The following is a 21,409-nucleotide window of genomic DNA, read 5'->3' on the forward strand; positions in this document are numbered from 1 at the left end:
GGGCCCATCCCCAGCCGGAAACCCTTTCCACCACCGACCATGCGGCCAGCAGTGAACATCCGGTATTAGCCCCAATTTCTTGGAGTTATCCCAGAGCCGGGGGCAGGTTGCCCACGTGTTACTCACCCGTTCGCCACTCATCCCCCACCGAAGCGGGTTCAGCGTTCGACTTGCATGTGTTAAGCACGCCGCCAGCGTTCGTCCTGAGCCAGGATCAAACTCTCCGTAGATGAATTCGATACCGAGCCGAGAACCAAGAGCTAGCACTCTTGATGTCAATCAACCCAAAGAAACCCACAAAAGGGGTTCAAACTTGGCACTGACTTTCGGCACGCTGTTGAGTTCTCAAGGAGCGGACGCTCGCGATACCCGGCTGGTGGGCCTTCGATCGCGGCGGCTGTTCCACGTTACGCCGCTCCCTGTGTCCGTCAAGCGGCGGGTCCAGGACCCGGGCTCGGCGCTCGGAGCGGCGGCGCCCAGTGCAACCGGCGACCTCCGGGGTTGTGTTCCCGAAGCCCGCTCGGCGACTGGACAGGCGGCGCCTGGTCCGACCTGCGGGGCGGGAACTCGTCCCCGTGCCCCGCTCCGGTCTCGCCGGGCGCAGGGAGAAAGTTACGTGCGTGTCGTCCGGGCTGTCAAACCGCTGACGGCGTGACGCCCGACACCGGTCCGGAAGCGTGGCGTAACACGCTGTTCACCTTCAGCTCAGACGCCCTCGGCGCGCTGGACGCCGGCCACCGAGCGCTTCCCCCGGCGCAGGACCAACCAGCCACCCGGGAGCCAATCCCCCTCCGCCGGCACGGCGTCGGCGTCCGTGACCCGCTCGTTGTTCAGGTAGGCGCCGCCCTCCTTCACCGTCCGGCGGGCCTCCGACAGGCTCGAGACCAGTCCGGTCTGCTGCAGCAGAGCGGCGACGGTCGGCGTCCCGCCGTCCACGGTGACGCTGCCGGCTTCCCGCAGGGCGGCGCCGAGCGTCTCCGGGCCCAGGGCCCGGAGGTCGTCCCGGCCGAACAGCGCCCGGCCGGCGGCCTCGGCCTGGCGGAGCTCGTCCTCGCCGTGCACCAGACGGGTGAGCTCCTCGGCCAGTGCGCGCTGGACCACGCGGGCGGCCGGGCGGTCCACGGACTCGGCGACCAGCGCCTCGACCTCCTCGGCCGGACGCTCGGAGTACAGGGGCAGCCAGGCGCGGGCGTCGGCGTCGTCGGCGTTGAGCCAGAACTGGAAGAAGGCGTAGGGCGAGGTGAGTTCCGGGTCCAGCCACACCGTGCCGCCCTCGCTCTTGCCGAACTTCGTCCCGTCGGACTTGGTGACCAGCGGGGTGGACAGCGCGTGCACCGTCGCCCCCTCGGTCCGGCGCACCAGGTCGATGCCGGCGGTGAGGTTGCCCCACTGGTCCGAGCCGCCGGTCTGCAGCGTGACGCCGTGCCGCCGGTACAGCTCGCGGTAGTCGTTGGCCTGCAGGATCTGGTAGCTAAACTCGGTGTAGCTGATGCCGGCCTCGGAGTTCAGCCGGGCGGCGACCGCCTCCTTGGCCAGCATCCGGCCCACGCGGAAGTGCTTGCCGAGGTCGCGGAGGAAGTCGATGGCGCTCAGCGGCGCCGTCCACTGCAGGTTGTCGACGTAGACCGGGGCCTCGAGGCCCTCCCGCTCGGCCGGGACCTCGAGGAAGGGCGCGACCTGGGTGCGGATGCTGTCCACCCAGCCGGCGACGGTCCCGCGGTCGTTGAGCTGGCGCTCCGCGGTCGGCCGGGGGTCGCCGATGAGGCCGGTCGCGCCACCGACCAGGACGACGGGCCGGTGCCCGGCCCGCTGCAGCGCCCGCAGCACCGTGAACTGCAACAGGTGGCCGACGTGCAGGCTGGGCGCGGTCGGGTCGAAGCCGGCGTAGTAGGTGACCGGTCCGGCGGCCAGGTGGGCGCGCAGGGCGTCCTCGTCGGTGCTCTGGGCGATGAGCCCGCGGCGGTGCAGCTCGGAGATCACGTCGGTCACGGGTCCATCCTCGCTGGCGCTCGTCGGCCCCGTGCCCGGGGTGCTCCGTCCCTGCGTGACCTCGCGAGCTCGGTCACCGGGTCCATCCTCGCTGGCGCTCGTCGGCCCCGTGCCCGGGGTGCTCCGTCCCTGCGTGACCTCGCGAGCTCGGTCACCGGGTCCATCCTCGCTGGCGCTCGCCGGCTCCGTGCCCGGGGTGCTCCGTCCACGCGTGACCCCGCGGGGCCGGTCACCGGTCCCGATCCTGCCCGCCGGTCCTCCGGTGGGGCTTCCCACCCGGGCGGAAGGCGCTGACCGACGCCGCACCGGTCTCCCAGAACCGCCACGGCAGCTCGGTGGCCACGCTGATCCCGACTCGCGGGCCGGCCGAGACCTGCGCCGGCGGGTCGCCGCGGTGCAGCCGCACGGTGGACGACGGGTCGAGCAGCTCGGCGTCCTTGTCGTCGGGGCCGATGGCCAGCGCCTGTGCGAGCCGCGCCGGTCCGCGGGCGAGGTCGCGGGCGACCTTCGCGGCGGGACGGCGGGACGCGGCCAGCTCTGCCCCTGCCACGACGTCCCCCGCGCGCAGCAGCACCGCCGACCCCTGGCCCTCCGCGCCGACGACGACGTTCGCGCACCAGTGCACGCCGTAGCTGAAGTAGACGTAGAGCCGCCCGGGCGGGCCGAACATGACCGCTGCGCGGGGCGTGGGACCGCGGTGGGAGTGCGCCGCCGGGTCGGTGCCGTTGCCGGCGTAGGCCTCGACCTCGGTCAGCCGCACGGCCACCTGCCCCTCCGGGCGGTCGGTGACCACCCAGCAGCCGAGCAGCGTCGGCGCGACCGCGTCCGCCGGCCCGAGGAGGTCCTCAGCGGTGAGCAGCGGACCGGGAGCGCTCAGAGCGCCGCCGCCACGGGCGAGGCCGTCGACCACCCGGCGTGCTCGGTGGCGAGCGCCTTGAGCGCGGTCAGCTGCCCGGCCACCTGCTCGGGCGCCGTTCCGCCGCGGGCCTTGCGGGCCGCCAGCGCGCCGGGGACCGAGAGCACCGACCGCACCTCGGGGGTGAGCCGCTCGTCGATCCCGGCCAGCTGGTCGTCGTCGAGCTGGTCGAGCTCCAGGCCCGCCTGCTCGCAGAACGCCACCATCTCGCCGGAGATCTCGTGCGCCGAGCGGAACGGCACCCCCTGGCGGACCAGCCACTCGGCGACGTCGGTGGCCAGCGCGAAGCCCTGCGGCGCCGCCGCCTCGAGCACCTCGCGGCGCAGCGTCAGCGTCGCGATCATCCCGGTGACCGCGGGCAGCAGCAGGAGCAACTGCTCCATCGAGTCGAAGACCGGCTCCTTGTCCTCCTGCAGGTCGCGGTCGTAGGCCAGCGGGAGGCCCTTGAGCATGGTGAGCAGGCCGGTCAGGTTGCCCACGAACCGGCCGGACTTGCCCCGGGCCAGCTCGGCGATGTCCGGGTTCTTCTTCTGCGGCATGATCGACGACCCGGTCGCCCAGGCGTCGTCGAGCCGGGCCCAGCCGAACTCGGTCGACGTCCAGAGGACGACCTCCTCCCCCAGCCGGGAGAGGTGGACGCCGATCAGGGCGGCGGCGAAGCAGAACTCGGCCGCGAAGTCACGGTCGCTCACGCCGTCGATGGAGTTGTCCGACGCGCGGTCGAACCCGAGCTCGGCGGCGACCGCGTCGGGGTCCAGCGGCAGTGACGAGCCGGCCAGTGCGCCGGATCCGTAGGGGCTGACCGCCGTCCGCCGGTCCCAGTCCCGCAGCCGGTCGACGTCGCGGGTGAAGGCGTGCGCGTGGGCGAGCAGCTGGTGGGCGATGAGCACCGGCTGGGCGTGCTGCAGGTGGGTCATGCCCGGGGCGGCCACGTCGGCGTACCGCTCGGCGAGGCCGACCAGCGCGTACTCCAAGGACGACAGCTCGGCGACCAGCGCCCGCACGGAGTGCCGCAGGTACAGCCGCAGGTCGGTGGCGATCTGGTCGTTGCGGCTGCGGCCGGCGCGCAGCTTGCCGCCGAGGGCGCCGAGCTTCTCGGTGAGGCCGCGCTCGAGGGCCTCGTGCACGTCCTCGTCGGACTCGATCGCCAGGAAGCGGCCGTCGGCCACCTCGGTGGAGAGCTCGGTCAGCGCGCCGACCATCCGGTCGAGTTCCTCGTCGGTGAGCAGCCCGGCCCGGTGCAGGACGCGGGCGTGCGCGCGGGAGCCGGCCAGGTCGAAGGGGGCCAGCTGCCAGTCGAAGTGCGTGGACTTCGACAGCGCGGCCATCGCCGGGGAGGGGCCGCCGCCGAAGCGGCCGCCCCAGAGCCGGGTGTGCGACGAGGGTGGGGCGACGGGAGGGTCGGCCGGGCTCACGGTGCGGTGTCCTCCAGGTCGGTTCCGGGCTCGCTCGTCGGGGCCGGGGCGCGCTCGGCCATCGCGCGCAGCCGGTCGGCCAGAGCCGCTCCCCCGTCGGGACGGCGGGAGACGACCAGCAGAGTGTCGTCCCCGGCGATCGTGCCCAGGACCTCGGGGAGGCCGACCTTGTCCAGGGCGGAGGCGAGGAACTGTGCCGCGCCCGGCGGTGTGCGGACGACGGCGAGGTTGGCGCTGCCCTCGGCGGAGGTCAGCAGGTCGCCCAGCAGCCGGGTGAGCCGGGCCGGCGCGGCCTGCGCGGGGCGCAGGGGGGCGTTCTCCGGCGGCACCACGTAGGACGCCGGGGCGCCGTCCGACCCGCGCAGCTTGACCGCCCCCAGCTCCTCCAGGTCCCGCGACAGCGTCGCCTGGGTGACCTCGATGCCCGATCCGGCGAGCAGCGCGGCCAGCTGGGTCTGCGAGGTGACCGGCTGGACCTCGATGAGCTCGCGGATGCGCGCCTGGCGCGCCCGACGGGTCAGCGCGGTCGTCACCCGGATCGCTCCGGCAGTCGCCAGGAGTGCGCTCCCGCCGGGGCGCGGCGGGCGGCGGCCGGTCTCACGAGTTCTCCAGCAGCCAGATCAGGACCGCCTTCTGCGCGTGCAGCCGGTTCTCCGCCTCGTCCCACACGGCGCTCCGCGGGCCGTCGATCACCGACGCAGCGATCTCCTTGCCGCGGTAGGCGGGCAGGCAGTGCAGGACGACGGCGTCGCCGGCCGCCCGGGCGAGTGCCGCGTCGTCCACCGCATAGGGGAGGAACGGCGCGACGCGGGCGTCGTACTCCTCCTCCTGCCCCATCGACACCCAGGTGTCGGTGACCAGGACGTCGGCGCCGTCGGCGGCGGCCGCGGCGTCATCGGTCCAGAGCACCGAGCCGCCGGTCTCGGCGGCGATCTCCTCGGCGCGCTTCACGACCGAGGGGTCGGGCGAGAAGGACGCCGGCGAGCCGATGCGCACGTGCATGCCGGCCGTGGCGCCGCCGAGCAGGTAGGACTGCGCCATGTTGTTGGCGCCGTCGCCCAGGTAGCTCATGGTCAGGCCGGTGAGGGCGCCCCTGCGCTCGGCGACGGTCTGCAGGTCGGCGAGGATCTGGCAGGGGTGGAAGGCGTCGGTGAGCGCGTTGACCACCGGCACCCGGCTGACCGCGGCCATCGCCTCGATGCGGTCCTGGCCGAAGGTGCGCCAGACGATCGCGGCGACCTGCCGGTCGAGCACGCGGGCGGTGTCCTCGACCGACTCCCCGCGGCCGAGCTGGCTGGCGCCGCCGTCGACGACCAGCGGGTACCCGCCGAGCTCGGCCACACCGACGGAGAAGCTGACCCGGGTGCGGGTCGAGGGCTTGTCGAACAGCACCGCGACCGCGCGGGGCACGCCGTTCGGGGCCCGCAGCGGGGTGGGCGCGGCCGCGGTGTGCCGGGTGCGCTTGAGCTCGGCCGCCAGCGCCAGCACCTCGGCCTGCTCGGCGGGCGTGAGGTCGTCGTCCCGCAGGAAATGCCGGGTCACGGGGCGGTTCCCATCGCGGCGTCCAGGGCGGCCGGCAGGGCGGCGACGAAGGCGTCGACCTGCGCGTCGGTGAGCACCAGGGACGGCGCCAGCCGCAGCACGTCCGGAGCGACGGCGTTGGCGAGGAACCCGGCCTCCCGCAGCCGGGCCTCGAGCGCCCCGGCGACCGGCGCGGTGAGGACGACGCCGAGCAGCGCGCCCTTGCCGCGCACGCCGGAGACGCCCGGGTGGCCGAGGCCCTCGATGCCGGCGGTGAACCGGTGCTCGAGCTCCTTGGCCCGCTCCAGCAGCCCCTCGTCGCGGATCGTGTCGAGGACGGCGAGCGCGGCGGCGGCGGCGATCGGGTTGCCGCCGAAGGTGGAGCCGTGCGAGCCGGCGGTCATCAGGTCCGCGGCGTCGCCGAAGGCGAGGGTGGCGCCCAGCGGCAGTCCGCCGCCGATCGCCTTGGCCAGGGTGACCACGTCCGGGGCCACGCCGTCGGCCTGGTGGGCGAACCAGTGCCCGGTGCGGCCGGTGCCGGTCTGCACCTCGTCGACGGCGAACAGCGCGCCGGAGTCCGCAGCGGTCCGCGCGGCGGCGGCGAGGTAGCCGGGCGGGGCCGGCTGCACGCCGCCCTCGCCGAGCATCGGCTCGAGCAGCACCATCGCCGTCCGGTCGGTGACCGTGCCGGCCAGCGCCTCGGCGTCGCCGAAGGGCACGAACCGGACGCCGCCGGGCAGCGGGGCGAACGCATCAGCCTTGCCCGGCTGGCCGGTGAGTGCGAGCGCGCCCATGGTCCGACCGTGGAAGGAGCCCTCCGCGGTGACGACCTCGGTGCGCCCGGTGAGCCGGCTGAGCTTGAACGCGGCCTCGTTGGCCTCGGCGCCGGAGTTGCAGAAGAAGACCCGGCCGGGCCGCCCGGCCAGCTCGAGCAGCCGCTCGGCCAGGGTGACCCCGGGCTCGTGCATCGCCAGGTTGGAGACGTGGCCCAGCGTCCGTGCCTGCTTCGTGATCGCCTCGACGACCCGCGGATGGGCGTGGCCGAGGATCGTCGTCGCGATGCCGCCGAGCAGGTCGGTGTACTCGCAGCCGTCGACGTCCCACACGGTCGCCCCCGCGCCGCGGGCCAGCGCCACCGGCGGGGTCCGGTAGTTGTGCATCATCACGGCCGACCAGCGGGTGGCCAGCTCCTCCGTGTGGGTCATGCCGGCTCCTCTCCGGTGGTGCTGCGGGCCGGGACCACCATGGTCCCGGTGCCCTCGGACGTGAACATCTCCAGCAGCAGGGCGTGCGGGGTGCGGCCGTCGACGACGGTCGCCCGCTTCACCCCGCCCTCGACCGCCCGCAGGCAGGCGGCCATCTTCGGGACCATCCCCGAGTCGAGGGTCGGCAGGATCTCGGCGAGCTCGCCGGCGTCGATCTGCTGCACCAGCGAGTCGCGGTCCGGCCAGTCGGCGTAGAGCCCCTCGACGTCGGTGAGGACCACGAGCTTCACCGCACGGAGGGCCACGGCGACCGCGGCGGCGGCGGTGTCGGCGTTGACGTTGTGCACCACGCCGTCCGCGTCCGGGGCGACGGTGGCGATGACCGGGATGTGCCCCGACTCCAGCAGCGCCCGCACCGGGGCCGGGTCGACCGCGACGACGTCCCCGACCAGGCCGACGTCGACCGGTTCGCCGTCCACCGTCGCGAGCGTGCGCTCGGCGGTGAACAGGCCGCCGTCCTCACCGGACAGGCCGACCGCCAGCGGGCCGTGCTGGTTGATCAGCCCGACCACCTCGGGGGTCACCTGACCGGTGAGCACCATGCGGACGACGTCGATGGTCTCCTCGGTGGTGACCCGCAGGCCGCCGCGGAACTCGCTGGCGATGCCCAGCCGGCCGAGCATCTCGGTGATCTGCGGGCCGCCGCCGTGGACGACGACGGGGAGGATGCCGCAGGTCCGCAGGAAGACCATGTCCTCGGCGAAGGCGCGGCGGCACGCCTCGTCGACCATCGCGTGACCGCCGTACTTGATCACCACGACGTTGCCGTGGAACTCCTTGAGCCACGGCAGCGCCCCGGTCAGGACGGCGACCTTGCGGGCGTCGCCCTCGGGGTCGTAGGTGCGCATGACCCGGCTGGTGCCGATCCGCTTGCGGACGACGGGCACCGTGGGCGGCGCCTCGTCGACCCGGACGTCGGGCGGGGTGGGGTCCTGAGCGGCCGGGTCGTGCGCGGTGGTTCCGTGCGGCCCGGGGTCGGGTGCTGTGAGGTCGCTCATGTGGAGTAGGCCGAGTTCTCGTGCACGTAGGCGACGGACAGGTCGTTGGTCCAGATCGTCGCCTGCTCGGTACCCGCGTCCAGGTCCACGTCGATGGTGATCTCCCGGCCGGTGAGGTCGACGCCCTCGCGCGGGTCGCCGATCGCGCCGCCCCGGCAGACGGTGACCCCGTTGATGGTCACGTCGACCCGGTCGGGCTCGAAGGCGGCGTCGGTGGTGCCGATCGCGGCCAGCACCCGGCCCCAGTTGGGGTCGTTGCCGAACAGCGCGGTCTTCAGCAGGTTGTTGCGGGCGCAGGCGCGGCCGGCGGTCAGGGCGTCCTCGACGCTGGCGGCGTTCCGGACGGTGATCGCGATGTCCTTGGTCGAGCCCTCGGCGTCGGCCAGCAGCTGCATGGCCAGGTCGGTCGCCGCGGCGGTGAGCGCCTCGGTGACCTCCTCGGCGCTCGGCGTGACCCCGCTGGCGCCGTTGGCCAGGACGACGACCGTGTCATTGGTGGAGAGGCAGCCGTCGGAGTCGACCCGCTCGAAGGAGACGCTGGTCGCCTGCTTCAACGCGGTCTGCAGGGTGCCGGAGTCGACCACCGCGTCGGTGGTGAGGACGACGAGCATCGTGGCCAGGCTCGGCGCGAGCATGCCGGCGCCCTTGGCCATGCCGCCCACGGTCCAGCCACCGTCGGGGCCACTGCGGGCCTGCACCGTCGTCTTCGGCACGCTGTCGGTGGTCATGATCGCGCGGGCGGCGTCCGGGCCGCCGTCCTCGCTGAGCGCCTCGACCGCGGCGGTGACGCCGGCGGTCAGCTTGTCCATCGGCAGCCGGACGCCGATGAGCCCGGTGGAGGCGACCGCGACATCGATCGCGCCGATGCCGAGCTCCGCGGCGGCGTGCTCCGCGGTCGCGTGGGTGTCCTGGAAACCCTCGGGCCCGGTGCAGGCGTTGGCGCCGCCGGAGTTGAGCACGACCGCCCGCGCCCGCTCGCCGGCCAGCACCTGACGGCTCCAGAGCACCGGCGCGGCCGGGAAGCGGTTGGTGGTGAAGACCGCCGCCGCGGCGTCGTCCGGACCGTGGTTGAGGACGACGGCGACGTCGGGGGCGCCCGAGGACTTCAACCCGGCGGCGACGCCGGCGGCGGAGAAGCCCTGAGGGGAGGTGACGCTCACAGGGCATCCTCCGGTGCGCTGATGATCATGGTGCCACCCCCACGACCGGCAGGCCGGTGGTCTCGGGCAGGCCGAGGGCGAGGTTGGCGCACTGGACCGCCGCTCCCCCGGTGCCCTTCGTCAGGTTGTCCACCGCGGCGACCACGACGAGCCGGCCGGCGTCGGGGTCGACCGCGAGCTGCAGGGCGACGGTGTTGGCGCCCAGCACCTGTGCCGTCGTGGGCCACTGCCCCTCGGGCAGCAGGTGCACGAACGGCTCGTCGGCGTAGGCCTTCTCGTAGGCGGCCCGGGCGGCGGCCTCGTCGCTGCCCGCGGCCAGGGGGGCCGAGCAGGTGGCGAGGATGCCCCGGCTCATCGGCACCAGAGTCGGGGTGAAGCTCACGGTGACGGGCGCGCCGGCCGCGTGGGAGAGGTTCTGCACCATCTCCGGCGTGTGCCGGTGCACCCCGCCGACGCCGTAGGCGCTGACCGAGCCCATGACCTCGCTGCCGAGCAGGTGCGGCTTGGCCGACTTCCCGGCGCCGGAGGTGCCGCTGGCGGCGACCACCACGACGTCGGGCGCGACCAGGCCGGCGGCCAGCGCCGGGGCCAGGGCCAGGGTGACCGAGGTCGGGTAGCAGCCGGGGACGGCGATCCGCCGGGCGCCGGCGAGCTGCTCGCGCTGGCCGGGCAGCTCGGGCAGGCCGTAGGGCCAGGTGCCGGCGTGCTCCGAGCCGTACCAGCGCGCCCACGCGGCGGGGTCGTTGAGCCGGTGGTCGGCGCCGCAGTCGACGACGAGCGTGTCGCCGGGCAGCTGCGCGGCGATCGCGGCGGACTCCCCGTGCGGCAGGGCGAGGACGACGACGTCGTAGCCGGTGAGGTCCGCCGCACCGCTCGGCCGGACCTCGAGGTCGGCGTAGGGCAGCAGGTGCGGCTGCAGCTCCCCCAGTCGTCGGCCGGCGCTCGAGTTGGCGTGCACTCCGGCCAGCCGGAGGTAGGGGTGTCCGGCGAGCAGCCGGCACACCTCTCCCCCGGCGTACCCGGTGGCGCCGGTGACCCCGACCGTCCACGTCTGCGATCCGCTCACGATGCATGACCATACACGGCCATGCATGACTGTTCACGAGGGCCGGCGGCGAGGACCTCCGGAACACTCACCCCCTGCTTGCAGTGCGGAGCAAGGGAGGACAGTGCGCAGACCACCTGCCGGGGCCGACCTCGATCCGACGCCCCGGACCAACCGGCACCCGACTCCGGTCAGCACGCGTGCTGACCGCGGCTCCGGGGCACGTACCCGGCCGTCAACGGGCCCCGCCCATCCGAGGAGCACCGACGTGAGTCCGTTCGACCGGATCGTGGTCATCTTCAACCCGCACAGCACCGGCGACGCGCCGCGGTCGGCGGAGGAACTGCGCGCCGAACTGGCCCGGCGGCTGCCGGACGTGCCGGTGGAGCTCTGCCCCACCCGGTACGCGGGGCACGCCCGCGACCTGGCGAGAGAGGTGGCCGGCGCCGGGCGCCCGCTGCTGGTCTCGGTGAGCGGCGACGGCGGGTACAACGAGGTCGTCGACGGCGTTCTGCAGGCCGGGGACACCGAGGCCGTCTGCGCTGTCCGGGCCGCCGGCAACGCCAACGACCACCGCCGGGTGACGCGCGAGCGGCCACTGGCCGACGCCATCGTGGCCGGGGACGTGCGCCGGATAGACCTCCTCCGGCTGACCATCGGCACCGGGGCCACCGCGCGGACCCGGTACGCGCACTCCTACATCGGCGTCGGGCTGACACCCGTCGTCGCCGTCGACCTGGAGGAGGGCGGGAAGGGGTCGTGGCGGGAGATCGTGACCGTGGTGCGGTCCTTCTCCCGCTTCCGGCCGTTCCCGATCCGGCTCGAGGACGGCAGACGGCGGACGATCGACAGCCTGGTGTTCGCCAACATCGACGAGATGGCCAAGTACGCGACGCTCAGCGAGGGCGGCCGCCCCGACGACGGCCGGTTCGAGGTCATCACGCAGCGGCGCACCGGCAAGCTGCGCGTGCTCGGGACGCTCATCAGGGCGGCGACCCGGGGGCTCGGGCCGCAACCGAGCGCCACCCACTACGCGTTCACGGCGCTCGCCCCCATGCCGCTGCAGCTGGACGGCGAGCTGGTGGAGCTGGACGCGAACACCCCGGTCGCCGTCGACATCGCACCGGGTGCGCTGGCCACGGTCGTCTGACGCCGGTCAGGCCAGCGGGTCGTCGTCCCCGTAGGGCTGCAGCCGCAGCTGCCGGGCGGCGTCCTGCGGGGTGGTGGCCCGCAGGACGGCGAGGTCGTCCGCGCCGGCCCGCAGGAACCGGCCGGACCACTGGTCGAGCTCCCCGGCGGCGATCGCTGCCACCAGCTCGACGACGCGCTCCGGCGGCGTCCAGTCGGTGAAGCCGTGCCACATCGGCATCGCGCGGGTCATCGGGGTGTCGACGACGCCGGGCGCCACGTCGAACGCCCGCACGTCGAGGCCCTCCAGGGCACCGGCCAGCGCCTCGGTCATCCGCATCAGGCCGGTCTTGGCCACCGAGTACGCCGAGTACTCCGGGCGGGCGCGCACGCCCATCCCGCTGGCGAGGTCGACCACGCGACCGCGGTTGCGCAGCACCATCCACGGGACGACGGCGCGGGCGAGCAGGAAGGCGCCGCGGACGTGGCTCTCCACGACCGACCACCACTGGTCGGGGTCGGCCTCCCACAGCGGCTCCTCGGCCGCATCGATCACCCCGGCGTTGTTGACGAGCAGGTCGACCGGCCCGAGCTCCTCCCGGACCCGCGCGACCGCTTCCTCCACCGCGGCCCGGTCGGTGACGTCGGCGGGCACGGCCAGCGTCCGCGCGCCGGTGGCGGCGGCGACCTCGTCCATCGTCGCCGCCAGCCGCTCGCCGTTCCGCGCCATACCGGCCACGGCCATGCCGCGGGTGGCCAAGCCCTCCGCGAGGTGCCGGCCGATCCCGCTGGACGCGCCGGTCACCAGCGCTACGGAACCCGAGAGTGCGGCCCCCTGCAGGGACCCGCCGCGAGCCTGTGAGGGGCGGGGGGCGGGGGGTCCTTCACCCACGGAGCTCGGCCTGCAGCGCCTGCTCGACGAACGCCACCACGCGCTGCCGCACCTCGGCGGCCTCCTCGCCGGACAGCGTCCGGTCCGGCGCGCGCATGGTCAGCGAGTACGCCAGCGACCGCCGACCCTTCCCCACCTGCGGGCCGGTGTAGACGTCGAACAGCCGAACCGCCTCGAGCAGGTCCCCGGCGGCCTCGCGGATCGACTCCTCGACCGCCGCCGCCGGCACCGCCGCGTCCAGCACGAAGGCCAGGTCGACGAAGACCGGCGGGAAGCTCGACAGGCGCGGTCCCACCGGTACCGACGCCGGCGGCAGCGCATCGACGTCCAGCTCCATGACCGCGGTGCGCGCCGGGAGGTCCAGCGCCGCGCACACCCGCGGGTGCAGCTCCCCGGCGTGACCCACTCCGCGCCCGTCGACCAGCAGCTCCGCGCAGCGGCCCGGGTGCCACGGCGCCCGTTCCCCCGCGCGCACGGTCAGCTCGACCCCCGCGGCCTCGGCGACCCGACGGGCGGCCTGCACCGCGTCGGCCCAGCCGGCCGGACGGCCTGGACCCCACCAGCCGCGCGGCTCGCGGTGGCCGGCCAGCGCGACGCCGACGTGCCAGGGCTGCTCCGGCACCGCGCCCAGCAGCGCGGCCAGCGTCTCGTCGTCCGGACGCCGGTCGACGCCGGGCAGCGGAGCCGCCGACCGCTCCCCGCCGGGGAAGACGGCGCCGTGCTCGAACAGGGCGACGTCGCGGATGCCGCGGGAGAGGTTGCGCGCCAGCGCGGCGAGCAGCCCCGGCAGCAACGTCGTCCGCAGCGCCGGCTCCTCCTCCGACAGCGGGTTGCGGACCAGCACGACCTGCCGGCGCGGATCGTCCGCAGGCACGCCCAGCGCGTCGAGGGCCGCCGTTCCTACGAAGGGGAAGGACGGCGCCTCGACGTAGCCGAACTCCGCCAGGGCGCGCCCGACGGCACGGCGCCGCCGCTGCCGCTCGGTCAGCCCGCGCCCGGGCGGGGCCGTGGGCAGCACCGAGGGGACGCCGTCGTAGCCGGCCAGCCGCACGACCTCCTCGACCAGGTCGGCCGGGTCGGTGAGGTCGGGCCGCCAGGACGGCGGGGTGACCGTGAGCGAGGCGTCCCCGTCGACCGTGCAGCCGACCGCCTCCAGCAGCTCGGTGACCTGCGCCGGCGGGTAGGGCACGCCGGCGACCCGGCCGGGCCGCGCGGCGTCCAGCGCGATCGTCGGGCGGGGACCACGGGTGTCGACGTCCACCGGCGTCCCGACGACGCGGGCGCCGCCGTACTCGGCGAGCAGGGCGGCGGCGCGGACGAGCGCGGCCACCGTCATCTCCGGGTCGACGCCGCGCTCGAAGCGCTTGGCCGCCTCGCTGGGCAGCCGGTGCCGGCGGGCGGTGCGCGCCACCCCGGTCGGCTCCCAGTGCGCCGCCTCCAGCAGCACGTTCGACGTGGCCCTGCCCTCGGAGCCGCTGCCGATCTCCGTCGACGCGCCACCCATGACCGCGGCCAGCCCGATCGGGCCCGAGTCGTCGGTGATGAGCAGGTCGTCGGACGCCAGCCGCCGCTCCGCGCCGTCGAGGGTGGTCAGCCGCTCGCCCTCCCGTGCCCGGCGGACGACGATCGGCCCGCGCACCCGGTCGCGGTCGAAGGCGTGCATCGGCTGGCCGAGCTCGAGCATCACGTAGTTGGTGACGTCGACGGCCAGTGAGATGCTGCGGACGCCGGACTGCGCCAGCCGCCGGCGCATCCACCACGGGGTCGGCGCGGTCGGGTCCAGGCCCTCCAGCGCGATCATGGAGAAGCGGTCGCAGCGGTCGGCGTCCTCGACCGTGACCTGCCACGCGGGCTCCCCCGACCAGGCCGGCGGGGTCACCGCCCCGGGGTCGCGCCACGGGACGGCGAGGCCGGTGCCCAGCTCGCGGGCGATGCCGCGCATCGACAGGCAGTAGCCGCGGTCGGGGGTGATGGCCAGCTCGACGACCACGTCGTCCAGGCCGACCACCGGGCCGGCCGGGGTGCCCGGGGCCGGGGTCGTGCCGGTCGTGCTGTCGCCCAGCACCAGGATCCCGGCGTGGTCCTCGCCGACGCCGAGTTCGCGGACCGAGCAGATCATCCCGTCGGAGACGCGGTCGTAGGTCGTGCGCGCGGCGATCGCGAAGCCGCCGGGCAGCACGGCGCCGGGCAGCGCGACCACGACGGCGTCCCCGACGGCGAAGTTGCTGGCGCCGCAGACGATGCCCCGCGGCTCCGCCTCACCGACGTCCACCTGGCAGTACCGGATCGGCTTCTTGAAGCCGGCCAGCTCCTCGATCTCCAGCACCCGGCCGACGACCAGCGGGCCGGTGACCTCCGCGGGGCGGTGGACCTCCTCGACCTCCAGGCCCAGGCGCACGAAGGCGGCGTCGAGGTCCTCGACGCCGACGCCGGCGGGGACGTCGACGTGCTCGGCCAGCCAGCCGATGGGGACCCTCACTACTGCTCCACTCCGAATGCCGTGGTGAACCGGGTGTCGCCCTCGGCGAAGTGCCGCATGTCGCCGACGGCGGAGCGGAACTGCAGGGCCCGCTCGATGCCCATGCCGAACGCGAAGCCGGAGTACTCCTCCGGGTCGATGCCGCAGGCGACCAGCACCCGGGGGTTGACCATCCCGCAGCCGCCCCACTCGACCCAGCGCGGGCCGTCGCGGTGCTCGGGGAACCACACGTCGAACTCCGCCGACGGCTCGGTGAACGGGAAGTACGACGGCCGCCAGCGGGTGACCGCGTCGGCACCGAACAGCGAGCGGGCGAGGTGGTCCAGGGTGCCGCGCAGGTGCGCCATGGTCAGCCCGCGGTCGACGGCCAGGCCCTCGACCTGGTGGAAGACCGGCAGGTGGGTCGCGTCGAGCTCGTCGGTCCGGTACACCCGCCCGGGCGCGACCACGTAGATCGGCGGGGTGCGGGAGAGCATGGTGCGCGCCTGCACCGGGCTGGTGTGGGTGCGCAGCACCAGGCCGGAGTCCTGGGGGGCGACGAAGAAGGTGTCCATCATCGTGCGCGCCGGGTGGTCGCGGCCGATGTTGAGCGCGTCGAAGTTCAGCCACTCGGCCTCGAGCTCCGGGCCCTCGGCGACCTCGTAGCCCATCCCGACGAAGATGTCGGCGATCCGGTCGGTGAGCGTGGTCAGCGGGTGGCGGGCGCCGCGGGGCACCCGGTCCCAGGGCAGGGTGACGTCGACCCGCTCCTCGGCCAGCACCCGCGCGTCGCGCTCGCCCTCCAGCTCGGCCCGCCGGCTCTCGTACGCCTCGGTGACGGCGACCCGCGCGGCGTTCACCCGCTTGCCGGCGTCGGCACGGGCGGCCGGCGGCAGGGCGCCGAGCTCGCGGCGGGCCAGCAGCACCGGCGCGCGGTCCCCGAGGTGGGCCGGGCGGACGGCGGCCAGCTGCTCCAGGCCCCCGGCCCCGGTGAACGCCCGCCGGGCCTCGGCGACCGCGGCGTCGAGGGCCTCCGGCGAGAGGGCGGCGACCTGTTTGGGGTCGTAGGGGTCGTTGGCGCCAGACACGGGAGGCCATTCTGCCCGCGGTCCCGACGGCGCTGCTGGCGGGTTTCCCCGGACGCGTCCGCGCGGACACCGCCGCCGCCGTCCGGGTGCGACGAACTCGTGGCGATCAGCGGCTGACGACCACGAGTTCGTCGCACTCGCCGCTGGGCGAGGGACGGTGCTGCCGGCCTGACCCTCACCCCGGGGAGGGAGTCCCCGGTCTCGCTGCTCAACACGGTGGACGGCGGACCGATGGGGAGACGTGACCATCTCCCCCACCGCCCCCGCGACGACGATCGACGACGTCCTGCGGAACGGGGCGGTGCGCAGCGTCTTCCAGCCCATCGTCGAGCTCGACACCGGCCGCGTGGTGGCCTACGAGGCCCTGGCCCGCGGTCCCCAGGGCCCGCTCGAGCGCCCCGACTCCCTCTTCGCCGCCGCCCGCGAGGCCGGCCGCCTCGCCGAGCTGGACGCCGCCTGCCGCACCGCGGCGCTCACCGGCGCGCTCGCGGTCGGCCTGCAGGCGCCGCTCACCCTCTTCGTCAACGTCGAGCCCGAGGTGCTCGACCGCGCGCCGATGGAGGAACTGCTGGCCATCGCGCAGACGGCTCCCGGCGGGCTCCGGGTGGTCCTGGAGATCACCGAGCGCGCGCTGGCCACCCGGCCGGCCGAGCTGCTGCGCACCGTGGAGCGGGTCCGCTCGGTCGGCTGGGGTGTGGCGGTCGACGACGTCGGCGCCGAGGCGATGTCGCTGGCCTTCATGCCGCTGCTGCGGCCCGACGTCGTCAAGCTGGACCTGCGGTTGGTGCAGGAGCGCCCGGGCCCGGCGATCGCCGAGATCATGAACGCGGTGAACGCGCACGCCGAGCGCACCGGCTCCGTGGTGCTCGCCGAGGGCATCGAGGACGAGGCCCACCTCGCCACGGCACGCGCCCTGGGTGCGACCCTCGGCCAGGGCTGGTTCTTCGGCCGCCCCGACCCCGGGCCGGTCGACGGCGCCGTCCACGGCTCCCTGGTGCTGCCCTCGCAGCTACCCGACACCGTCAGCGAGGACGCCGACGTCTCGCCCTTCGCCTGCCTGCCGATCGACGTCCCGCTGCGCGAGGCGCCCAAGGCGCTGCTCATCGAGCTGTCCAAGCAGCTCGAGCGCGAGGCGCTGCGGCTGGGCGCCGCCTCGGTGGTGGCGGCCACCTTCCAGGAGGCCCGGCACTTCACGCCGGCGACGACGCTGCGCTACCGCGACCTGGTGGAGCGCACCGGCTTCGTGTGCGCCCTGGGCGAGGACCTGCCGGCCGAGCCGCTGCCGGGCCTGCGTGGTGCGGCGCTGGACCCGGCGGACCCGCTCCGTGGCGAGTGGGACGTCACCGTGCTCGGCCCGCACTTCGCCGCCGCGCTGCTCGCCCGTGACCTGGGCGACGACGGCCCCGACGCCCAGCGCCGGTTCGCCTACGCCCTGACCTACGACCGCGACACCGTCGTCCGGGCGACCGCGGCGCTGCTGGCCCGGGTCGCCCCGCCGCAGGAGCCGCTGCCGTCGCCACCACGTCCGGAGCCGGCCGCGCCCGTGGCCGGCCAGGTCGACGTCGGGGTCCTCGTCAGCGCGACCGGCGACACCCTCGTGCACGGCGCGCTGGCGGCCACCCCGAGCGGGGTGTCGATCGTCGACGTCCGGCTGCCCGACCAGCCGCTGGTCTACGTCAACCCGGCCTTCGAACGGCTCGCCGGGCTGCCGACGAGCGAGCTGCTGGGCCGCAACTGCCGGTTCCTGCAGGGCCCGGACACCGACCCGGCGGCGGTCGCCGCCGTCCGCCGCGCGGTCGACGCCGGGGAGGAGTGCCGGGTTGCGATGCTGAACCACCGCGGCCCCGAGCGGACGCCGTGGTGGAACGAGCTGCACCTCGCGCCCGTCACCGGCCCCGACGGCACGGTCACCCACTACATCGGCACCCAGGTCGACGTCACCGCCCGCGTGGAGGCCGAGCGGGCACTGGTGCAGGAGCGCGACCGCACCCGCAGCCACCTGGCCCGCATCGAGGAGCTGGCCTGCACCGACCCGCTCACCGGCCTGCCCAACCGGCGGCGCCTGGCCGAGCAGGTGGACACCGCGATCTGGAACGCCCGGGTCCGGAGCGAGGCGGTGGCGCTGCTGTTCGTCGACCTGGTCGGCTTCAAGGGGGTCAACGACCGGTTCGGCCACGCGGTCGGCGACGAGCTGCTGGTCGCGGTCGCCGAGCGGCTGCGCGGCCGGCTGCGACGCAACGACCTGCTGGCCCGGCTCGGTGGCGACGAGTTCCTCGTGGCGCTCACCGGTCTGCCGGAGGCCACCGCGGGCGCGGAGGCCGGCCGCATCGCCGACGAGCTGGCCGCGGTGGTCGCCCGCCCGGTGACGCTGCGCGACCAGGAGGTCGTCGTCCGGGCGAGCACCGGCGTCAGCGTCTGGCCCGAGGACGGCGCCGACTTCCCGGCGCTGCTGCACTCGGCCGACATGCGGATGTACGCCACCCGGATGCGGCCGACCGGCTGAGCACCACCGCGCCGAGGGCTCACCCGGAGCGGCTCCGGCGGCGCGCCGGCCTGGTCCGAGCGCGGGTTGAGTCCGGCGTCCCGGCGCGAGAACCTCTGCTCGTCCCGATCGGACGGGAGGAATCATGGACGAGGACGCGGCGGTGCGGCTGGTCCGGCCCGAGGAGCGGACCGAGGGCCAGCCGACATCCGGGATGCACCGCGAGCAGGCGCTGGACACCGGGAGCACGTGGGCCGGCTACGTGACCACCGAGGCCGGCGCCGTCTCGGGCTGGCACCACCACGGCGAGCACGAGTCGACGATCTACGTCGTGTCCGGCGCGGTGCGGATGGAGTTCGGCCCCGGGGGCCGAGAGGTGCTCGACGCCGGCGCGGGCGACTTCCTGTACGTGCCCCCGCACGCCATCCACCGCGAGGGCAACCCCACGGACGAGGAGTCGGCGATCGTCGTCGTCCGCGGCGGCACCGGCCCGCCGGTGGTCAACGTCGACGGTCCCGCTCCGGGGTGAGCTCCGCATGCGCGCCGATCAGCGCTGGGCGAGCTGGGTGGTGTAGAGGCAGATCGCCGCGGCGGCGGCCAGGTTCAGGCTCTCGGCCCGCCCCCGCATCGGGATGCGCACCCGGGCGTCGGCCAGCGCCGCGAGGTCGGCGGGCACACCGCGGGCCTCGTTGCCGAACAGCCACAGCACCGGGCCGCTGAGCCGGTCGGCCGCCTCGGGGAGCGTCACCTCGCCCCCGCCATGGGCGACCAGCACGGTGACGCCGGCCGCCTGCAGACGTGGCAGCAGCCCGGGCAGCGGCGCCCCACGGACCACGTCGACGTGGAAGAGGCTGCCGGCGCTGGAGCGCACCGCCTTGCCGCCGTACGGGTCGGCCGAGCCCGCCCCGAACACCACGGCACCGGCGCCGCAGGCGTCCGCGGTGCGCAGCACGGTGCCGGCGTTGCCCGGGTCGGCCAGCTCGGCCAGCGCCACGGTGAGGGTCGGCGGCCGGGCCACCAGCACGTCGGCCGGCACGTCACACAGCGCGCAGACGGCGACCAGGCCCTGCGGGGTGACCGTCTCCGACAGCGACGCGGCCGCTTTGTCGGTCACCGCCCGGACCGGCACCGGCGAGCTGGCGAGCAGGTCCCGGTGCGCCGCGGCGGCGGACTCGGTGGCGAAGACCTCGCGGACCCCAGCCGGATCGGCCAGTGCCTCGGCGACGGCCTGCCGCCCCTCGGCGAGGAACAGCCCCGCGGCATCGCGACCGGCCCGCCGGGTCAGCTTGCGCGCGGCCACCACCCGCGCCGAGCGCTCGGTCAGCGGCTCCACGGTCGTCCCTCCTCCCGCGAGATCTGCACAGTGGTCGTCATCAGGGGTCCGAAGACCGCGAGTGTGCAGATCTCGCGGTCCGCGCACACGACGACGCCGCCGGCGCCGGCCCCCGTGAGGGCCGGACGCCGGCGGCGTCGCGGGTGCTGCTGACCGGGCTCAGGCGGCCTGACCGCCGGCCGGCGCGGCGGCGACGGCGGCCCGGGAGGTCTCCACCAGCGCGGCGAAGGCGGCCGGCTCGTTGACGGCCAGCTCGGCCAGCACGCGGCGGTCGAGCTCGATGCCGGCGAGCTTGAGACCCTGCATGAACCGGTTGTAGGTCATGTCGTTCTGGCGGGCCGCGGCGTTGATGCGGGTGATCCACAGCTTGCGGAAGTCACCCTTGCGCACCTTGCGGTCGCGGTACTGGTAGGTGGCCGAGTGGAGGATCTGCTCCTTGGCCTTGCGGTACAGCCGGGACCGCTGGCCCCGGTAGCCGCTGGCCGCCTCGAGGGTCGTCCGGCGCTTCTTCTGGGCGTTGACCGCCCGCTTCACGCGTGCCACGGAAGGGCTCCTTCTCGTCTAGGGGGCGCTCAGAGCCCGAGCAGCTTCCTGAGGCTCTTGGTGTCGGCCGGGGAGATGACCTGGTCCTGGTCGAGCCGGCGCTTGCGACGCGAGGACTTGTGCTCGAACTTGTGCTGGTTGTTGGCCTGCTCGCGCATGAGCTTCCCGCTGCCCGTCACGCGCACTCGCTTCGCGGTGCCCTTGTGCGTCTTCTGCTTCGGCATGTCCTCGGTCCTCGTTCGTGTGTGGCGGCGCCGTGGCACGTCGACGTCGCGGCAGCCCGGGAGCTACCGCGACGTCCACCGGTTCCGGCGCCGGTGCGTCTGGTGGTGCGGTCCTCGGCCCTCCTGCAGGGCCCCGCCGCGAGCTGGCGAGTGGTGGGGGCAGGAGGGTCCTTCCTCAGGCCTGCGGGCCCTGCCCCTCGGCGGCCCTCTCGGCCTTCGCGGAGCGGCGGGCCGCGTCGGTCGCGGCCTGGTTCCGGTGCGGAGCGATCACCATGACCATGTTGCGGCCGTCCTGCTTGGGGTTCGACTCCACGACGCCGAGCTCGGAGACGTCCTGGGCCAGCCGCTGCAGCAGCCGGTAGCCCATCTCCGGACGGGACTGCTCGCGGCCACGGAACATCACGGTGATCTTGACCTTGTCGCCGCCCCGCAGGAAGCGCTCGACGTGGCCCTTCTTCGTCTCGTAGTCGTGCGGGTCGATCTTCAGGCGCAGCCGCATCTCCTTGATCACGGTGAGTGCCTGGTTCCGCCGGGCCTCGCGGGCCTTCTGGGCGGACTCGTACTTGAACTTCCCGTAGTCCATGAGCTTGGCGACCGGTGGCTTGGCCATGGGCGCGACCTCGACGAGGTCGAGCTCGGAGTCCTGGGCCAGGCGCAGCGCCTCGCCGATCGACACGACGCCGACCTGTTCGCCTTCGGGGCCGACCAGGCGGACCTCGGGGACGCGGATACGGTCGTTGATGCGGGGCTCGGTGATGGCCTCTCCTCTGCTGCTGCGTGGGAGGGCCCGCTCGGTCACCGGACGCCGACATGAGACAGGCCCCACGAGCAGCTGCTCGTGGGGCCCACTCGCCGGGGTGCACGGGCCCGGGGGCTCGTGCACGCCGCGGGCCCGGCCGGTGGCCGGGCTCCGCGATCCGGGACCTGGACGCCTCGACGGCGCCAGGTGGGA

The 21,409-nt window shown here is 74.8% G+C and carries 19 protein-coding genes and 1 rRNA gene; 3 read left to right on the forward strand and 17 right to left on the reverse strand.

What is annotated here, in order from left to right; translation table 11 throughout:
• The 10 genes from BUB17_RS17770 to argC all read right to left on the reverse strand — a co-directional run.
• A 16S ribosomal RNA gene (locus BUB17_RS17770) occupies positions 1–230 on the reverse strand; the annotation flags it as partial.
• Positions 231–705: 475 nt separating this feature from the next.
• Positions 706–1,989 carry a tyrosine--tRNA ligase gene (gene tyrS, locus BUB17_RS17775; RefSeq protein ID WP_072920025.1) on the reverse strand — a complete coding sequence of 428 codons (1,284 nt, stop codon included), beginning with the start codon at positions 1,987–1,989 and terminating at the stop codon, positions 706–708.
• A 229-nt stretch (positions 1,990–2,218) separates the two neighbouring features.
• A complete protein-coding gene (locus BUB17_RS17780; protein ID WP_244277337.1) occupies positions 2,219–2,899 on the reverse strand; it encodes a DNA-3-methyladenine glycosylase in 681 nt (226 codons plus the stop codon).
• Positions 2,863–4,320: an argininosuccinate lyase gene (argH, locus tag BUB17_RS17785; protein ID WP_072920026.1), complete on the reverse strand. Its 1,458-nt coding sequence runs from the start codon at positions 4,318–4,320 to the stop codon at positions 2,863–2,865. Before argH ends, BUB17_RS17780 begins: the two co-directional genes overlap by 37 nt.
• Positions 4,317–4,853, reverse strand: a complete 537-nt coding sequence (locus tag BUB17_RS17790) for an arginine repressor (protein ID WP_072920027.1) — start codon at positions 4,851–4,853, stop codon at positions 4,317–4,319. The genes argH and BUB17_RS17790 overlap by 4 nt, the downstream gene beginning before the upstream one ends.
• 64 nt (positions 4,854–4,917) lie before the next feature.
• Positions 4,918–5,862 (reverse strand): ornithine carbamoyltransferase, encoded by a 945-nt coding sequence (gene argF / locus BUB17_RS17795; RefSeq protein ID WP_072920028.1) that lies wholly within the window; start codon positions 5,860–5,862, stop codon positions 4,918–4,920.
• Positions 5,859–7,046, reverse strand: coding sequence for an acetylornithine transaminase (locus BUB17_RS17800; protein ID WP_072920029.1), 1,188 nt, complete (start codon positions 7,044–7,046; stop codon positions 5,859–5,861). The genes argF and BUB17_RS17800 overlap by 4 nt, the downstream gene beginning before the upstream one ends.
• Complete coding sequence (gene argB, locus BUB17_RS17805; RefSeq protein WP_244277339.1) at positions 7,043–8,104, reverse strand: acetylglutamate kinase; 1,062 nt, start codon at positions 8,102–8,104, stop codon at positions 7,043–7,045. Before argB ends, BUB17_RS17800 begins: the two co-directional genes overlap by 4 nt.
• Positions 8,101–9,264 (reverse strand): bifunctional glutamate N-acetyltransferase/amino-acid acetyltransferase ArgJ, encoded by a 1,164-nt coding sequence (argJ, locus tag BUB17_RS17810; RefSeq protein WP_072920030.1) that lies wholly within the window; start codon positions 9,262–9,264, stop codon positions 8,101–8,103. Before argJ ends, argB begins: the two co-directional genes overlap by 4 nt.
• 25 nt (positions 9,265–9,289) lie before the next feature.
• On the reverse strand, positions 9,290–10,330 hold the full coding sequence (gene argC, locus BUB17_RS17815) for an N-acetyl-gamma-glutamyl-phosphate reductase (RefSeq protein ID WP_244277341.1): 1,041 nt from the start codon (positions 10,328–10,330) through the stop codon (positions 9,290–9,292).
• 247 nt (positions 10,331–10,577) lie between these two features.
• Between argC and BUB17_RS17820 the strand changes: the two genes are divergently transcribed.
• A complete protein-coding gene (locus tag BUB17_RS17820) occupies positions 10,578–11,459 on the forward strand; it encodes a diacylglycerol/lipid kinase family protein (RefSeq protein ID WP_072920032.1) in 882 nt (293 codons plus the stop codon).
• Between the two features lie 6 nt (positions 11,460–11,465).
• On the opposite strand, the gene BUB17_RS17825 is transcribed toward BUB17_RS17820, so the two are convergent.
• The 3 genes from BUB17_RS17825 to BUB17_RS17835 all read right to left on the reverse strand — a co-directional run bounded on the left by BUB17_RS17825 (position 11,466) and on the right by BUB17_RS17835 (position 15,875).
• Positions 11,466–12,242 (reverse strand): SDR family NAD(P)-dependent oxidoreductase, encoded by a 777-nt coding sequence (locus tag BUB17_RS17825; protein WP_244277343.1) that lies wholly within the window; start codon positions 12,240–12,242, stop codon positions 11,466–11,468.
• A 79-nt stretch (positions 12,243–12,321) separates the two neighbouring features.
• On the reverse strand, positions 12,322–14,808 hold the full coding sequence (pheT, locus tag BUB17_RS17830; RefSeq protein WP_072920033.1) for a phenylalanine--tRNA ligase subunit beta: 2,487 nt from the start codon (positions 14,806–14,808) through the stop codon (positions 12,322–12,324).
• A complete protein-coding gene (locus BUB17_RS17835; RefSeq protein WP_072920034.1) occupies positions 14,808–15,875 on the reverse strand; it encodes a phenylalanine--tRNA ligase subunit alpha in 1,068 nt (355 codons plus the stop codon). Before BUB17_RS17835 ends, pheT begins: the two co-directional genes overlap by 1 nt.
• Positions 15,876–16,116: 241 nt before the next feature.
• Here BUB17_RS17835 and BUB17_RS17840 point away from each other — a divergent pair, with 241 nt between their 5' ends.
• Both BUB17_RS17840 and BUB17_RS17845 read left to right on the forward strand, forming a co-directional pair.
• A complete protein-coding gene (locus BUB17_RS17840; protein WP_244277344.1) occupies positions 16,117–18,378 on the forward strand; it encodes a diguanylate cyclase domain-containing protein in 2,262 nt (753 codons plus the stop codon).
• Positions 18,379–18,502: 124 nt separating this feature from the next.
• Positions 18,503–18,886, forward strand: a complete 384-nt coding sequence (locus tag BUB17_RS17845) for a cupin domain-containing protein (protein WP_072920035.1) — start codon at positions 18,503–18,505, stop codon at positions 18,884–18,886.
• 18 nt (positions 18,887–18,904) lie between these two features.
• On the opposite strand, the gene BUB17_RS17850 is transcribed toward BUB17_RS17845, so the two are convergent.
• The 4 genes from BUB17_RS17850 to infC all read right to left on the reverse strand — a co-directional run bounded on the left by BUB17_RS17850 (position 18,905) and on the right by infC (position 21,256).
• On the reverse strand, positions 18,905–19,690 hold the full coding sequence (locus BUB17_RS17850; protein ID WP_072920036.1) for a TrmH family RNA methyltransferase: 786 nt from the start codon (positions 19,688–19,690) through the stop codon (positions 18,905–18,907).
• Between the two features lie 159 nt (positions 19,691–19,849).
• Complete coding sequence (rplT, locus tag BUB17_RS17855; protein WP_072920037.1) at positions 19,850–20,233, reverse strand: 50S ribosomal protein L20; 384 nt, start codon at positions 20,231–20,233, stop codon at positions 19,850–19,852.
• Positions 20,234–20,262: 29 nt separating this feature from the next.
• A complete protein-coding gene (gene rpmI / locus BUB17_RS17860) occupies positions 20,263–20,457 on the reverse strand; it encodes a 50S ribosomal protein L35 (RefSeq protein WP_072920038.1) in 195 nt (64 codons plus the stop codon).
• A 175-nt stretch (positions 20,458–20,632) separates the two neighbouring features.
• Positions 20,633–21,256, reverse strand: coding sequence for a translation initiation factor IF-3 (gene infC / locus BUB17_RS17865; RefSeq protein ID WP_072920039.1), 624 nt, complete (start codon positions 21,254–21,256; stop codon positions 20,633–20,635).
• Between the last annotated feature and the right edge of the window lie 153 nt (positions 21,257–21,409).

It is taken from the genome of Geodermatophilus obscurus, from assembly GCF_900143215.1.
In the GTDB taxonomy this organism is placed as follows: Bacteria; Actinomycetota; Actinomycetes; order Mycobacteriales; family Geodermatophilaceae; genus Geodermatophilus; species Geodermatophilus obscurus_A.